Source organism: Leptospira borgpetersenii serovar Javanica (genome assembly GCF_003046425.1).
Lineage (GTDB): Bacteria > Spirochaetota > Leptospiria > Leptospirales > Leptospiraceae > Leptospira > Leptospira borgpetersenii.
The window spans coordinates 21583-36063 of sequence record NZ_QAJG01000021.1 but is presented as its reverse complement, the minus strand read 5'-3'; the positions used below and the strand labels follow the sequence as shown (position 1 = coordinate 36063).

The 14481-nt window shown below is 40.6% G+C and carries 9 protein-coding genes and 1 pseudogene; 5 read left to right on the top strand and 5 right to left on the bottom strand.

Annotated elements, in window-relative coordinates; all coding sequences use genetic code 11:
- Positions 1-57: 57 nt before the first annotated feature.
- Both leuS and CLV95_RS14635 read left to right on the top strand, forming a co-directional pair.
- Positions 58-2649 (top strand): leucine--tRNA ligase, encoded by a 2592-nt coding sequence (gene leuS, locus CLV95_RS14640; protein WP_002722366.1) that lies wholly within the window; start codon positions 58-60, stop codon positions 2647-2649.
- A 692-nt stretch (positions 2650-3341) separates the two neighbouring features.
- A complete protein-coding gene (locus CLV95_RS14635) occupies positions 3342-4337 on the top strand; it encodes a WG repeat-containing protein (RefSeq protein ID WP_002722370.1) in 996 nt (331 codons plus the stop codon).
- A gap of 228 nt (positions 4338-4565) precedes the next feature.
- On the opposite strand, the gene CLV95_RS14630 is transcribed toward CLV95_RS14635, so the two are convergent.
- The 5 genes from CLV95_RS14630 to CLV95_RS14610 all read right to left on the bottom strand — a co-directional run bounded on the left by CLV95_RS14630 (position 4566) and on the right by CLV95_RS14610 (position 9486).
- A complete protein-coding gene (locus CLV95_RS14630) occupies positions 4566-5639 on the bottom strand; it encodes an LIC10486 family protein (RefSeq protein ID WP_002737233.1) in 1074 nt (357 codons plus the stop codon).
- A gap of 11 nt (positions 5640-5650) precedes the next feature.
- A complete protein-coding gene (locus tag CLV95_RS14625; RefSeq protein WP_002722361.1) occupies positions 5651-6376 on the bottom strand; it encodes a hypothetical protein in 726 nt (241 codons plus the stop codon).
- Between the two features lie 96 nt (positions 6377-6472).
- Positions 6473-7816 (bottom strand): threonine synthase, encoded by a 1344-nt coding sequence (gene thrC / locus CLV95_RS14620; RefSeq protein ID WP_002733957.1) that lies wholly within the window; start codon positions 7814-7816, stop codon positions 6473-6475.
- Positions 7817-7819: 3 nt separating this feature from the next.
- Positions 7820-8815, bottom strand: coding sequence for an SPFH domain-containing protein (locus tag CLV95_RS14615; protein WP_002734290.1), 996 nt, complete (start codon positions 8813-8815; stop codon positions 7820-7822).
- Positions 8816-8904: 89 nt separating this feature from the next.
- Positions 8905-9486, bottom strand: coding sequence for an LIMLP_15305 family protein (locus CLV95_RS14610; RefSeq protein WP_002722359.1), 582 nt, complete (start codon positions 9484-9486; stop codon positions 8905-8907).
- A 270-nt stretch (positions 9487-9756) separates the two neighbouring features.
- Here CLV95_RS14610 and CLV95_RS14605 point away from each other — a divergent pair, with 270 nt between their 5' ends.
- From CLV95_RS14605 to lepB, 3 genes and pseudogenes are all read left to right on the top strand, one after another.
- Positions 9757-11346 carry an LA_3751/LA_3752 family putative glycosyltransferase gene (locus CLV95_RS14605; protein WP_002734304.1) on the top strand — a complete coding sequence of 530 codons (1590 nt, stop codon included), beginning with the start codon at positions 9757-9759 and terminating at the stop codon, positions 11344-11346.
- 111 nt (positions 11347-11457) lie between these two features.
- A pseudogene (locus tag CLV95_RS14600) lies at positions 11458-12992 on the top strand (LA_3751/LA_3752 family putative glycosyltransferase).
- Between the two features lie 285 nt (positions 12993-13277).
- On the top strand, positions 13278-13931 hold the full coding sequence (gene lepB, locus CLV95_RS14595; protein WP_107695001.1) for a signal peptidase I: 654 nt from the start codon (positions 13278-13280) through the stop codon (positions 13929-13931).
- The last annotated feature ends 550 nt before the right edge of the window (positions 13932-14481 follow it).

The window sequence follows — 14481 nt, the reverse complement described above, 5'->3', positions numbered from 1 at the left end:
CAAAACTTTTCAAAGATTGATCAAGGTAATCGACTCAGTAAGAAAGTAAAAACCGAAATGCAATATCCGTTTCAAGAAGTAGAATCTTTTTGGCAAAAATTCTGGGAAGAAAATAAAAGCTTTCAAACAAACATTCGGTCTTCTAAACCCAAATTCTACTGCCTGGACATGTTTCCTTACCCTTCCGGAGCAGGACTTCATGTGGGTCATCCGGAAGGCTACACGGCAACCGACATTCTTTCCCGATTCAAAAGAATGAAAGGTTTCGAAGTTCTACATCCTATGGGTTGGGATGCTTTCGGACTTCCTGCAGAACGTTATGCAATGCAAACTGGGATCCATCCGGCAATTACCACAAAAAACAATATCGATAATTTTCGTCGTCAGATACAGATGATCGGTCTTTCTTACGACTGGTCCCGGGAATTATCCACGACGGATCCGGATTATTATAAATTCACTCAGTGGATTTTTATCCAACTCTACCAATCCTGGTTCAATCCCGAACTTAAAAAAGCGGAATCCATCGAGACTCTCATTCAAAGATTTTCAAATAAGGGTTCTGCAGAATTAGATTACAAACCGTTTAGTGCACAAGAATGGAAACAATTCTCCCTTGTTGAAAAAGAGAAAATCCTTTCCGATTTCAGATTGGTGTATCAAGCCGAAATTCCCGTAAATTGGTGCGAGGCTTTGGGAACCGTTCTCGCAAACGAAGAAGTGGAAGAATGGATCGACAAGGGTTACGAAGTCGTCCGTAAACCGATGCGTCAGTATATGATGAGGATCACCGCCTACGCGGATCGGCTTTTGGAAGACCTCGAACTCGTTCAATGGCCTTCTTCCACTTTAGAGATGCAGAAGAACTGGATCGGCAAAAGTGAAGGCCTTGAAATCACATTTCCATTTAAAAAACCGCTGAAAAGCGGTTCAGATGGAATCCGAATTTTTACCACAAGGCCCGATACGATCTTCGGAGTGACTTATATGGTCGTAGCTCCCGAACATCCGATCGTTTCCGAAATCACAACTCCCGAGCAAAAGCAAAAAGTGGAAGAATATCAAAAGGTTTCTTCCCTAAAAAGCGATCTGGATCGTATGGAACTCACCAAGGAAAAAACCGGGGTCTTTACGGGATCGTATGTTCTCAATCCCGCCAATCCTTCGAAAGAAATTCCGATTTGGATCAGCGACTACGTATTGTACGGATACGGAACAGGGGCGATCATGGCAGTTCCTGCGCATGATCAACGCGATTACGAGTTCGCTAAAACGTTCGGATTAGAAATTCTTCCCGTCATCGAAGGTGAGATCACAGATGTAGCCTTTGATTCTAAAACTTCGATTTGTATCCACTCGTCTTCTTCCGAAGTTTCCATCGACGGACTCGATTACTCTTCCGCTTCATCCAAAATCATCTCTTGGGCGGAATCCAAAAGAATCGGAAAGAAAAAAACCCAGTTTAAACTTAGAGACTGGCTCTTTGCAAGACAAAGATATTGGGGAGAACCTATTCCCCTAGTTCATTATCCGTCCGGAATCACAAAACCGATTCCCGAATCGGAACTCCCGTTAGAACTTCCTAATTTAGAAGAGTTTAAACCTTCCGGCACGGGAGAATCCCCTCTTGCTCTAGCCAAAGAATGGTTGCAGTACAAAGATCCGGAAACGGGGGAAATCGGAACAAGAGAAACGAACACGATGCCCCAATGGGCGGGTTCGTGTTGGTATTACCTACGTTATATCGATCCGAAAAACGGAAAACTTTTTTGCGATCCGGATTTGGAAAAGAAATGGATGCCCGTCGATCTTTACGTAGGTGGCTCCGAACACGCGGTATTACATCTTCTTTATTCAAGATTCTGGCATAAATTTTTATACGATATCGGAGTGGTCTCGACTCAGGAACCGTTTGCCAAACTGATTCACCAAGGTTTGATTCTCGGAGAGGACAAACGCAAGATGTCCAAGTCTCTCGGCAACGTAATCAACCCGGACGACGTCATCCGAAAATACGGAGCGGATAGTCTCAGACTTTTTGAAATGTTTATGGGTCCGCTCGAAATGGTAAAACCCTGGAGTACGAGAGGTGTGGAAGGTGTATTCCGTTTTTTGAATAGAGTTTGGAGGCTTTTTCATACGGGAGAAGGAGAATCATTTCGTTTGGACGAAATCGAACCGACTACCGAAGAACTCAAAATTCTTCACAAGACGATTCAAAAAGTCGGGGAAGACATTCCGAACTTTTCCTTCAACACCGCGATTTCGCAATTGATGATTTTCGTGAACGAGTTCACTCCTTCGGATAGAAGGCCGAAAGAAGTTTTAAAAACTTTCATCCTTCTTTTGGCTCCGTTTGCCCCACATATAGCGGAAGAACTCTGGAAACGTTCCGGCAACAACAAATCCCTTTCGACCGAAAAATTTCCGGAAGCCGATCCGCAATATCTCGTCGAATCGGAGATTTTAATCGTAGTTCAAGTCAACGGCAAATTAAGAGACGAATTCAAAGCTCCGAAAGACGTTTCCGAAGCGGATGCGATTTCCATTGCTAAAAACCTGGATAAAATCAAAGGGATTTTAGACGGTAAAACGATCCGGAAAGAAATCTACGTCCCGGGGAAGTTAATCAACTTAGTGATCGGTTAAAGTAATAACGATAAATCCATGAATGTTAAGATTGCTGAATTTTCATTAGAAACTATCTCAAAAATACTTTATCTTTGCTTAAAACTCTGATTCCAATCATTCTAAGATATTTTTGAGATAACTTCTAGAGTTATTGAAAAATTCCATAGTTCCGATTAACAAAACTGCTTCAATCGACCGTTTTCATGAAACAGAAGCGGATGGGAATTAATTTTTTAACAACTCTATTATAATAAGTTTTGCTTTTACTCACAACGCTTCCCAAAACTTAATTCTGTTTTATCAGAAAGATCAAACTGGTAACTCAAGCCGTCTCGTTCCCTATCATAACGTTACCTACAAATACTTGGATCTGAAGATAAATCTGTCGGAATTCCGACAAATCCACCGTAAAACTTACACCCCACCCGCGTTTTGGGTGGAGGGGAGAGGCGGTGGGAAGACTCGGGAGGTTTTCTTTACCACAAAATCATACTTCTTGCAAGTAAAAAGCCTCATTCTTGTCGGAACACTTGAAAAATGTGCGTTTTGGATCCTTACGATTCCAAAAGCCTTCTTAATTTGTGGGTAACGTTATGGCTCCCTATGGTCGCTTGACGGGATTTATATAGTCGCCAGAGTGGGCAAAATCTGAGTTCCGGCACAACAAATTCAAAGACCCCAATTTTGAGCTCAATATAAAAAGAGACGTCATGAATTCGAAAAAATTATACATTTTAAGTTTTGTTAAAGAAGGTCGGCCTTACAAAGGTGCCGTTAATTCCAAAGGTGAAGTCATAATCCCGCCAAATTTTAAACAAATCGATTATGAAAACGATCAAACGGAACTGATCCCTGCGGGAATTCCAAAGCCTAATGCCGAACATGCTATGGACTTAGATTGGGGTTATATCAACCAAATCGGAGAATGGAAAATCAAACCACAGTTCGACAAACTCACAAATTTTTATAATGAATGGGCCTTTGCCAAATCAAAGAAAGGGCAAAAATGGGGAAAAATCGATAAAACCGGAGCATGGATAGAAAATCCGACGTATCAGGAAATCGGCTTGTTTTCCGACGGCTTGGTTTGGGCAAAAAAAGATACCGGTCAGTACGTTTTTCTGGATGAGACTGGAAAAATTAAATTTACATTGGACGGTTTTGATCAACTAAGTCTTTCCTTTTCGGAAAAATTTCTCGGTTTCGAAAAACAAGGTAAATGGGGATTTATCGATACAAACGGCGCGGTAGTTTTAGAACCAAAATGGGAATATGTCGGGCGTTTTAGTAAAGGTCTTGCGCCGGTCTATAAAACCTCTGCATGGCAATATATCGATACGACAGGTCAGGCAAAACTTCCCGAACCTTTAGAAGAAGCAATGGAGTTTGACATCTCAGGTTATGCCGCGGCAAAGAAAGGCCGATGGGGGGTTATTGATATGTTGGGCAATTGGACAATCAAACCGCAGTCCCAGGTTTTGTTGGCGCCAGAGAACAATGTCATCACTACAAAGCTCAAGGGAGAATGGTGTACATTGAATATGCAGGGTGAAGTGATTGAGAAAATTCCTGTAACTAAAAAAATGGAAGGGATAACTCCATTTGACGAAAACGACGTTGCCGTGACCTTTTATGGAGATTATGCTCAACTTCTAAATCGGCAATACGACGTAATTTTTGATAGTAAAAAATATAAAGCGAAATAAATATCAGACTTCAAACAAACAGTATCCAATATTTATTTAATATTAGAATATAATATTTGTAGAACTTCCAAGAACTCAATCCCGCACCTCAAAGCTGGAATATCCGTTGTTCCGATTGACTAAAACGAATAAGTGCGCCTACAATTCAACTTTGTCGCATATCTAAATTGCTGAACGCGACAATTTAGGTTTCGCAGAGAAGTTGCATCCCTAAATTAATTCAAAAAATTATTTCATAATTAAAAAAACAAGTAATCCGACAGCGATCACCACACCTGCGACAATGATGATTCCCAAAGGACCGGCTCCGGAAGAAGATTCCACTCTAGTCGAGGAAGTCGAACTTGCAGTTTTGCTTTTTACTTTTGCAAGTCGAACGGGACGCTCTTCGAACGCCTGTAACAGAACACCGGAAGGTCCTTTTGCAAAAATATGATATTCTCCTTTTCCGGTAGCAATCCCGATAAATTCTCCGACTACGTTTTTTACATTTCCATCTTCATCAATACCACCCAAGGTTCTTGCCATGGCTTTTTCATCCATTGTTCCGGTCGGTAATTGAAAGAAAAGTTTGTCTCCTTCCGTTAATTCATCGAAATCCACTCCACCAACCGGAGCAAGGACCGTTTTGGAAAGGATAACTCTCCCGAAAGGTTTACGAAACTGTTCGATCTGTCTTTGTACCGGAGTTTTTTCCTGACTTTCAGGGACTTGGCCGATGGAAGGTTCCTCCACAGGGCGACCGACCGAAGGAAGAATTCCGGAGAATACGTTCTTTACTCTGAATTTCAAGCTGGACAAATCTTCCACATCGGCCTGAATCCGAACAATATTCACTTTTAATGATGTTTTAATCTGATTCTCTAAGATGTTCACTAAACTGGAAGCATCGTTTTTTTCCCAATTCGCATAAGAAGATTCTAATACCGCTTTCGTCAGTTTGGAATATACGATCCTTCCGATACTGTCGGAAAGTCCGGGATCAAAAGGTTCCGACTTTGCGGCTTCGACCATATCCAACGCAAACGCCGTAGAATCTTCGAAACTTCGGATCTTACGGATCAACGAAGAGTTGGAAAACAGGGAAAAAATTTCGATAACTTCGCTCCTATATTTGCTGACTAACGCGACCACCGCACCGCTTCTGTTCTCTATATCGATCCTAATTTTCAAAAGGAAAGCGTCCCTGATTTTTCCCTGAATCAATTCCACTGCTTGTTCTTCCGTCAGTACAGACTCGAGCGCGAGATTCATAAGATTCGCTTGTTCCTGCAATTTATTGACTTGATTACTCGGTTCCATTCATCCTCATTCTATGCGTCGGAAGTGACATTTTTTTCTCTGGCGAACTTCAGCCTTCCAGGAATATAATCCTCTTTGAGCGGAATTTCGACTCTTGCAACAGTTTGTGAAACCCCTTTCTTACTGTAAATCGTAAACAAATGCCTGTCAAACCCACTCTGTGCAACCAGAATTTCCACCATCGTGATCCCAAGCCCCGCCCCTTCCGTGGAATCTCCAAACTTCATAAAAAACTCGAAAAGATTGTCAAAGTCTCTCGAAATTCGGAATTTCTCTCGTACTCTTTTCTCCTCTTGATCCGTGAGTCGAAAATTATTTAAAACCTTCAAAATGACCCTATGCTCGTTGAAATGAAAGGTAACTTTAATCTTAAGACCCTGTTCCTTCATTTTTTCCCTATAAAACGGAAATCTTTTGTCGCTTAAACTGCTATGAAAGGACTCCATTCCTCGAGCATAATCCTCCGGAGATTCTATATCCAATTTTGATTCTTTAAATAAGATTCGTTTGATTGCCGCTTTCGTTGCATTGACAATCAATTCCTTGGAAGAAGTATAAAGAAGTTCGGTAAGATCGAGACGATTATATCGAGCAAGTATTCTCTGGATTATATATTTCAACTTTTTCTCACCATTTAGAGTGAGAACATGCGTAATTAGGGAAATAGGGATTTCTTTTGAAATTGCAGAATCGACTTTCATTTGAAAATCGGTTGAAACATCGTCAAGATCCTCCATGAATTAAAAATTTGACGAAAAACTTCCTATTTTTGGCAAAAAAAAGAATTTTAAAATAGTTTTAAAAAATATCCGGATTTATGCAAAAACTTACTCCTAGAACAACAATTTCCGGATTAAGTCGATGACTTTTGTCGCATTCGGTTCGATTCGATGAATGGAATTCACGACCGTAGAATCTACTTGCGGAATTTTTCCGCCGTGGAACTGAAGTTTGAATTCGGTGAACTTCAATCCGTGAGCGGTCGAAATAACGACCACACTCTCCCCTTTAGCGATCGTTCCTTTTTGGATCAGCTTTTCCAAAGTCGCCAGAGCCACTCCCGTATGAGGATCATTGTATAAACCGAATAAGTCCGCCTTTGCCGCCGCATTCGCCAATTCCGACTCATTAGCCTGTTCCACGACTCCATTGAACTTCTTGAGAGTTTTAATCGCCTTTTGGATGGAAACCGGATTTCCGATTTGAATCGCGGACGCAAGCGTAGTCTTAGCGACAACCGGTTCGAAACTTTCAAAATTCTTTAAGTAAGAAAGATATAACGGATTCGCATGTTCCGCTTGGGCTAAAGCGATCCTAGGAAGTTTATCGACAAGCCCCAAAGAAAACATCATCTCAAATCCAGCTCCAAGCGCGGATACGTTTCCAAGATTGCCTCCCGGAATCACGATCCAATCCGGAACCTTCCATTCCAACTGTTGCACAATTTCAACGGAAATCGTTTTTTGTCCTTCGATCCGTAAAGAATTCATCGAGTTTGCAAGATAAATTCCCGCTTCCCTCGTCACTTCTTTGACGATTTGCATACATCCGTCAAAATCTGTGTCGAGTACGATTACCTTGGCTCCGTTCGATACCGGTTGGACCAACTGCGCTTGCGATACCTTTCCCGCAGGCAAAAATATAATCGCTGGTATTCCCGCCTTTGCCGCGTAAGACGCAAGCGCGGCGGAAGTATCTCCGGAACTTGCACAAGCCACAGCATGAATCGGAACGCCGGACGTGATCATATGTTTTACTTGGGATAATAAAACGGTCATTCCGAGATCTTTGAACGAACCCGTGTGCGAAATCCCGCATTGTTTTACGTAAAAATTTCCGAGCCCGAGACTTTCAGTCAATCGATCGGAAGTAAAAAGATGAGTGAGCCCTTCCCCGGAGGTTACGATATTCTTATCTTCGATATGAGGAAGAACCCATTCTCTTTTATTCCAAATTCCAGAAGAATTCGGAAACTTTACGGAACGAAATCTGGAATCGAATCGATCTTTCCACTCTTTTCCCGATACGGTTCTCAACGCCTCCAAGTCATGTGATACTTGGAGAAGACTTCCGCATTTTTTACATTCGTAGACGATCTCGTTCAGATCGTACCGAGTTTTGCAAGAGTCGTTAATACATTCAAATTCCGCTTTGTACCGGGTAAGAGTGGAGATCATATTTTAGATAGAATTCAAAATGTCCTTTTTTTTGGTATCAAATTCTTCTTGTGTGATCAGTCCCCCGTCGAGAAGTGATTTCAACTTCGCAATCCTTGCCGCCGCATCATCTCCCGCAGGCTTTGCACCACCACCTTGATTTTGGCCCATCATATTGGCCATCATTCCCGCCATGTTCATTCCCATTCCGAGCCCCATCCCCGCGCTCATCCCTTCTCCGGCAGAACCGCCCGGATTACTCGCTGCAGCCTCGCCGATATCCAACATTCTTTTTTGCTGATACATATTCCCCATCGTATCGATTTCGAACTTATCAGTGAGAACTTTTTGGATTTTTTGAAAGTTAGGATCGTTCTGATCGAAATTGATCGACTGAATGAAAAAGTCCACGACCTCTAACCCGTATTTTTGAAAATCAGGTTGAGTTTTGGTTTTACCTGCGGCGGAAGTTTCTTCCAAATGCTGGGAAATTTGAGTAATAGGAACCCCGTTTTTTAATACGACTTCAGATATAAAATCGCTGAGCCTTGTCACGACCATCGGCTTGAGAAGTTTATCAACCCCGTCATGATCGAATCTGTGCTGGGTTCCGACTACCGTGTTTACGAAAGATTTGGAGTCGATCACTTTTATATTATAATTTCCGAATGCTCTAAGTCCCAAAGTGATATGATACTTCGGATCTTCGATTTGAATCGGAGCCGGAGTTCCCCAAGTCATATTGATCACGGACTTGTTTACATAGACGATTTCGGCCGTAAACGGAGTTTGTCCACCAAACGGTAAGTTTACGAGTTTTTCCAAAATCGGAATGTTTCCGGTTTTCAAAGTATGCGTCCCGGGACCAAATACATCCAAGGCCTTTCCTTCCTTAAAAAAAACCGCTTCCTGACTTTCGTTTACTACCAGTTGACCGAAATGACTGATATCATTTCTTGGAAATTTCCAGACGATTTCTCCGGGTTGTCCTTCGTATTTGATTACATCAATCAATGCCATGATTTATTCCTTTATCGTTATTAAGAATGCCGTGTGTTAGAACACGATCCTCTCAACTCTTTCAACGAGATACGACCCATCCGTAAATCTCAGAGTTTCAAAAACAATTCTTTTCTAGATCGAAATGCATTTTCCAATCCGTCCAAAGCGGAACGGACGTCACCGATCACATTTCGAACTTCCTGCACGGAAGAATCCGCGGTTATCTTGAGATTCCGGATTTTGGATTCGATTTCTTCCACTTCTTTAAATAAGGAAAAGTCAAATTCTGCGAGTTTTTCCAATTCTTCCACAGTCGCTTTAAAACCCGTTCCGAGCCCGGTCAGCCCGTATCCTGCAGAATGAATCGTATTGGTAAGTTTATCGATCAATAAAACCGCAATTTCACCGCTCCCGATCAACTCCAATTTTCTTGCAGTTACAAAAGTTTCTTCCAATCTTCTAATCGGTTCCTTAAGAAGGGAAACCTTAGAAGCAAGCTCTTTTCTCAACATAGAATCCGCATTCTGAAATTCGTGATCTTTGAGCGCGCTCGAATAAAGAGGAAGTTTTTCCATAAAACTCCGAATCTTTCCTCTTTCGGTTCGATAACGAGCGATCAAAGATTTTACCGGTGTTTGTGAAAGAAATTGACCCAGTATATTTTGGCCTGTGGCCGTTTCCTGCTGCATAACTTTCAGTTTTGCACGATTCTAAGATTGGATCAATGAAAAAACGGATCTTCGAAGAATTCCTCAAAACCTCACTTTATATCCGAAGTTTTTCGTACCGTTTCATAAAAACGCATTTCTTATCCCAACCGAAAGCGGATTGACCTAGAAAACAATTTCAAGAAACTGACTTCGGGCCCAAATAGGATCATTTCTTTTTGTGACGAACTATGGGAAACGACCGATTTAAAGTTCCGTTTTGATTTTTAGAATTTTGGATTTCACAAATCAATGATTTCGAAACTGAAAGCGCTTCGGTTTTTCCAAAACAAATATTTTGCCGTCGCAGCCGCGTTTTTATTTTCGAATTTTCTATATTTAACGATTCCTCCGAAATATCTTCTTTCCGCGGATCATTACGAAAAGTTTATCCTAGGAAAATCCATCTATCTAAGTGACTTTCGATCATTAGACGTCTTTTATCCGGGATTCGACTTCGATCCGGAACTTAAATTCAGTCTGCTCCAGATGTCGATCGTAAACGGTCACAAGATCATCGCCTTTCCAATTTCATTAGGAATCCTTTATGCGTTTGTTTTTCCTTTCGGAGGAGTCTACGGAATCTATTTCCTATCCGCGTTCTTGATCGGGCTCGTTTTATTTCTGATCGGAAAAGAATTCGAAATTCCGGCCTGGCAAATCTTTTTATTTTCTTTTTTGTCGCCTGTGGTGATAAACGGTTATCTGTTTATGGATGTCGGAGTCGGATTGTTTCTTTTTGTATCCGGAATCGTCCTATATCAAAGATCCAAAAAGAATCGATCTTTTCTTTCCGCCGCCCTCGGAGGGATGGTATTGTCCCTCAGTTATTGGTTTCGTCTTGAATATCTGATCTTTATAGGGCTTTATTGGATATGCGAAAGTTTTCTTCGTCTTCCATTTTCGAAGGAGAACGAATATCATAAACGATTCTTTTTAACCTCGACTGTTCTTATAATTTTATTCTTCGGGTATTGCGGATTCAACCAATCGTTTTTTCATTCTCCTTTGGGACCAAGATACAATGCGAACTATAGCCATTCGGGATTTTCGAATCTATTTAAGAATTTTATAAATCTCCTATTTTACGGAAATATTAAGTTAGGCGTCTTCGGGTATTCTCCGTTTTTATTCGTAGGACTTTTATTTTTTCTATCCACTCAGGCAAGGAACTGGGAAAATATCCCGGAAAAGGAAAAACCACTTCTGATCTCCTCCATCCTAGGGATCCTCACGGCCGCAATTGTGGCGCCCAACGACGGCGGAGCGGAATCCGGATCCCGTTATTTAACTCCGGGCCTCCCCGGACTATTCGTTCTTACATCAGGATTTTTTTCGTTTTTACGAACCAAAAAAATCCTTTGGAGAATTTCATTCTACATTCTTCTTGCGACCTCAATTCTTCCGACTTGGATATACTACAAAACGACAAAGGGCTTTGCAAAAAACACAAAAAAAGTTCAAGAGTTCATTCTCAAAGAACCCGAAGAAAATCTTTTAATTTTTCAGAACGGACTTATAGGAGGAATGGCAAGCGAAGGTTTATATTTTCAAGGAAGAGTTTTTCAAGCGACGGGAGTTCCGGAATTAGTCGCACTACTCGAAAAATTTTCCGCGTCCAAAAACCTAAGTTCGGTTTCTTTTGAATACTTCGCGTATTCGAAAGAATATACGAAAGGAATGGAAAATTTACAATACGATCAAAATACGAAAGAAGGAATGATCGGGCATTTAAACCGATTCGATTCCGAGGCGATTTCCGGAATTAAATCCATTAAAATCGTAGACAAAAAAACGTTCGGGAATATGGAAATTTTCTACGGAATGTATAGAGAAAAATAATCTACTTTAAAATGTTATAATTTTCTTGAATACAATTTCCATCACCTTTTCAAGGATGTCGCAAAAGTCGGTTTCGAATCGACATTATTCATCAAGGATCGAATCAAAACAATGACACAAAAAATCAAAGAACAATGGGCCGTATTGATTCTACTCTTTATCGTGCCAGTTTTTCATGTTTGGATCGGAACGGAAAACAGTTATATAGCGGATTCCGCGTTAAAAGCCATGCAAACCGACTCTTTGATCCAAAGCGGTTTTCGAACGGAAGAACTAAGATATCCCGCTCAAGAATTGGATCCTCATCATGAGGCGTTTTTTCTTCCAGGATTTGCAAAAGAAATTCGCGGAAAATTTATCGGCCAATATCCGATCGCATTTTCCTTTTTCTCTTCGTTATTTCGATTGGGGGGATAACTTGGAAATGGATGCCGATGTTATTGTCTTTTTTTACGATCCTTTCCCTTTATCTTCTTTCAAAAAGAAAACTCATAAGTCAAAGGACGGTTTTACTCGGTTACGGAGCCACGATTCTTTTCGCTTTAAGCTTGGATTTCAGCGAATACTCGATTTATTTTCTTTTCAACTCTCTCGGTTTTTCTTGGTGGCTCCTCTATCGGGAATCAAAAAAGTCCCGATATCTTTACTTCGCTTTAATCGCATGTTCGATTTCGATTTGGTTGCGACTGGAGTCGTTGCTTTTTTTAGGAAGTTTAGTACTTTCTGAAATTTTAATACTTGGAAGAAACGTAAGAAATTCAATAAAGAAATTGAATCCTTTTGCGGTTTTATTCGCGCTTTCTCCCATGTTTCTATTTTTTCTTTGGAACTTTCGGAATTATGGAAACATACTGGGGGTAAGATTTATTTTTAATTACGGGAACGACAATGTCGCATTTTTAGATAGAATTCTTCGTTTTTTTTCGATCACGTTCGTAAACTACGTAGACGGAATCCCGAAGTTCGGATTATTCTTTTGCTCTTCTTTCTTATTACTTCCGGTTTTATATTATGTTTTTTTTAAAAATAAAAGAAGCGAAAAAATCAACTTCCTACTCATAGTCATCGGTCTAAATACGGTTTTGGTCGGAATTCTATCGCCGAACGACGGCATCACGATCACAGGTAGATATCTGATACTCACCATCATTCCTCTGCTGATTCTTTGGGAGAACTGGAAACCACATGCTTCTAAAATATGGAAAGTTCTTTCTGTCACTCTAATCGTTTTTTCCCTTCTAATCTCGGGATTAATTTTAAAAATCCTACAACATTCGACGAAACAAGAAAGAATCTATAGGGATTTTTACGCTCGAAACGAAACTTCGCTTTGGATTTTTATGGATCCAATTCTTTGCGGCCAAGCAGGATCAGATCATCTTTCCAAGAGGATTCTATGTTTTAACTCCGAAACGAATCTTGATCGAATCTTAAAGAAACTCGAATCAGAACCTTCGGTTTCTTCATTGACAGTCTTTGAAATGAACGAAAAAGAATTCAGAAATTTTGAAAACAAAATACCGATGATTTTATCATCCGAATCGAGAACGATTCTAAAAGAAAAACTGAATCTAAAATTTCAGAAAGAAAAAAATCCTTCGACTTATAAGGGAGTCGTTGCGACTCGTTACGATAAACGCCCTTAATCCGGCGTTTAGAGCCCGCATGGCGGCCATAGAAAATCGTGACATTGGCTCAATTTTAAAATATATAATATAAGTATAATGTCCCATTAACTTGATATTATAATCGTATGTTAAATCGGGCGAACCCGAACTACGGGAAAAACTAAAATCGGACAAGTCTTCGTACAGATTCTCTAAAAATAACTTTACCGAATTTGTAGACCCTTAGGATCTTTTACGTTTGACGTAGATACAATTTTTCTAAGCGTATTTTTCGATTTGCCGTCCTAAAGAAGATTGTGGACAATGTCTTACGTTCTTATGAAAAGTTTTGGAACGAAGGAAAAAATGAGAAAATATTTACGCATTCTTTTTCCTGTATTTCTTTCTTTGTTCACGATTCTTTTGATACGGATCTTTTTATTTCAAATTTATTTCATTTCAGGTTATTCCATGGCCCCTTCTTATAAGGAAGGAGATTTAATCTTAGTCACAAAGTTAGGTTTTCCTGCCCGCATCGGGAATTGGGAAATTTCTTTCGTTGAGAGCGATGTGAATCGTTTCGACGTTCTCGTCTTAGACGGACTCGGGGAAGAATTGAGTCTAAAAAGAGTCGTAGGACTTCCGGGAGATTATTTTAGTTTTGAAAACGATAGAATCCTAATCAACGACGGACCTCTCCAAGAAACCTTTTTAAAGCCGGGCTTTAAAACCATCGCCCCTTCTCTTTCCATGATTCCGATGACCGCAGTCAAAGGAAACGTTCCAATCGGAGACACGGGTAGAATTCCTCCCGGCTATTTTTTAGTGTTAGGCGATAATCGAGAGAACTCGACAGATTCAAGGAATTACGGTCTGGTTCCGTTTCACAAACTGAGAGGGAAAGTTTGGTTTTTTTATAAACTCTCCAAATTTCGTTTTTTACTTTTGAACGGAGTTGCTGTTGAAAAGAAAAACTAATGTTGTTGAAAAATTATCATATTCATTTTTACGAATATATCTAAATAGAATGCTGTCAAAAGGAAAAGACTTACAGCGCGTCTCTAAATCCCGTCGAGCAAGACGGCTTGAGTTTTTTCGAGCGGCCCTTAAAGAGGGCACTTTAGTTTCTGCTTTATTAGAAAGATCAAGCTGGTAACTAAAGCGTCTCGCTTCTCCTATGTTTCTTGTGTCAAGCCCTTCCGCAATTTTATTACATAAGACCATATTGAGCTAATTTTCGATTCAATACTTCTTCAGGCATAGAATCGAAAAGCTCTCCAGTTCGAATCATTGTGTAATAACCCGTCGAGCGCCAATAGAAGCGAGACGCTGAGTTACCCGAGCGCCAATACAAGTGAGACGGCTTGAGTTACTTCCAGCCCCAGCTTTTTCCGCACTATCTCCCGCCCGGCACCCAGAAATATTGTCCGAATAACAAAACTACAAACACGGAACTTTTGTAAAACGAAAGAGAAGTTTCGTTTACGCAAAACCGACTTCGAATCGTAAAACGGCCCTTGAAATTTCC

Excerpts from the sequence above, each read along its gene's own strand:
- leuS (WP_002722366.1), top strand. The coding sequence starts at position 58 with ATGCAATATCCGTTTCAAGAAGTAGAATCTTTTTGGCAAAAATTCTGG.
- CLV95_RS14635 (WP_002722370.1), top strand. The coding sequence starts at position 3,342 with ATGAATTCGAAAAAATTATACATTTTAAGTTTTGTTAAAGAAGGTCGG.
- CLV95_RS14630 (WP_002737233.1), bottom strand. The coding sequence starts at position 5,639 with ATGGAACCGAGTAATCAAGTCAATAAATTGCAGGAACAAGCGAATCTT.
- CLV95_RS14625 (WP_002722361.1), bottom strand. The coding sequence starts at position 6,376 with ATGGAGGATCTTGACGATGTTTCAACCGATTTTCAAATGAAAGTCGAT.
- thrC (WP_002733957.1), bottom strand. The coding sequence starts at position 7,816 with ATGATCTCCACTCTTACCCGGTACAAAGCGGAATTTGAATGTATTAAC.
- CLV95_RS14615 (WP_002734290.1), bottom strand. The coding sequence starts at position 8,815 with ATGGCATTGATTGATGTAATCAAATACGAAGGACAACCCGGAGAAATC.
- CLV95_RS14610 (WP_002722359.1), bottom strand. The coding sequence starts at position 9,486 with ATGCAGCAGGAAACGGCCACAGGCCAAAATATACTGGGTCAATTTCTT.
- CLV95_RS14605 (WP_002734304.1), top strand. The coding sequence starts at position 9,757 with ATGATTTCGAAACTGAAAGCGCTTCGGTTTTTCCAAAACAAATATTTT.
- lepB (WP_107695001.1), top strand. The coding sequence starts at position 13,278 with ATGTCTTACGTTCTTATGAAAAGTTTTGGAACGAAGGAAAAAATGAGA.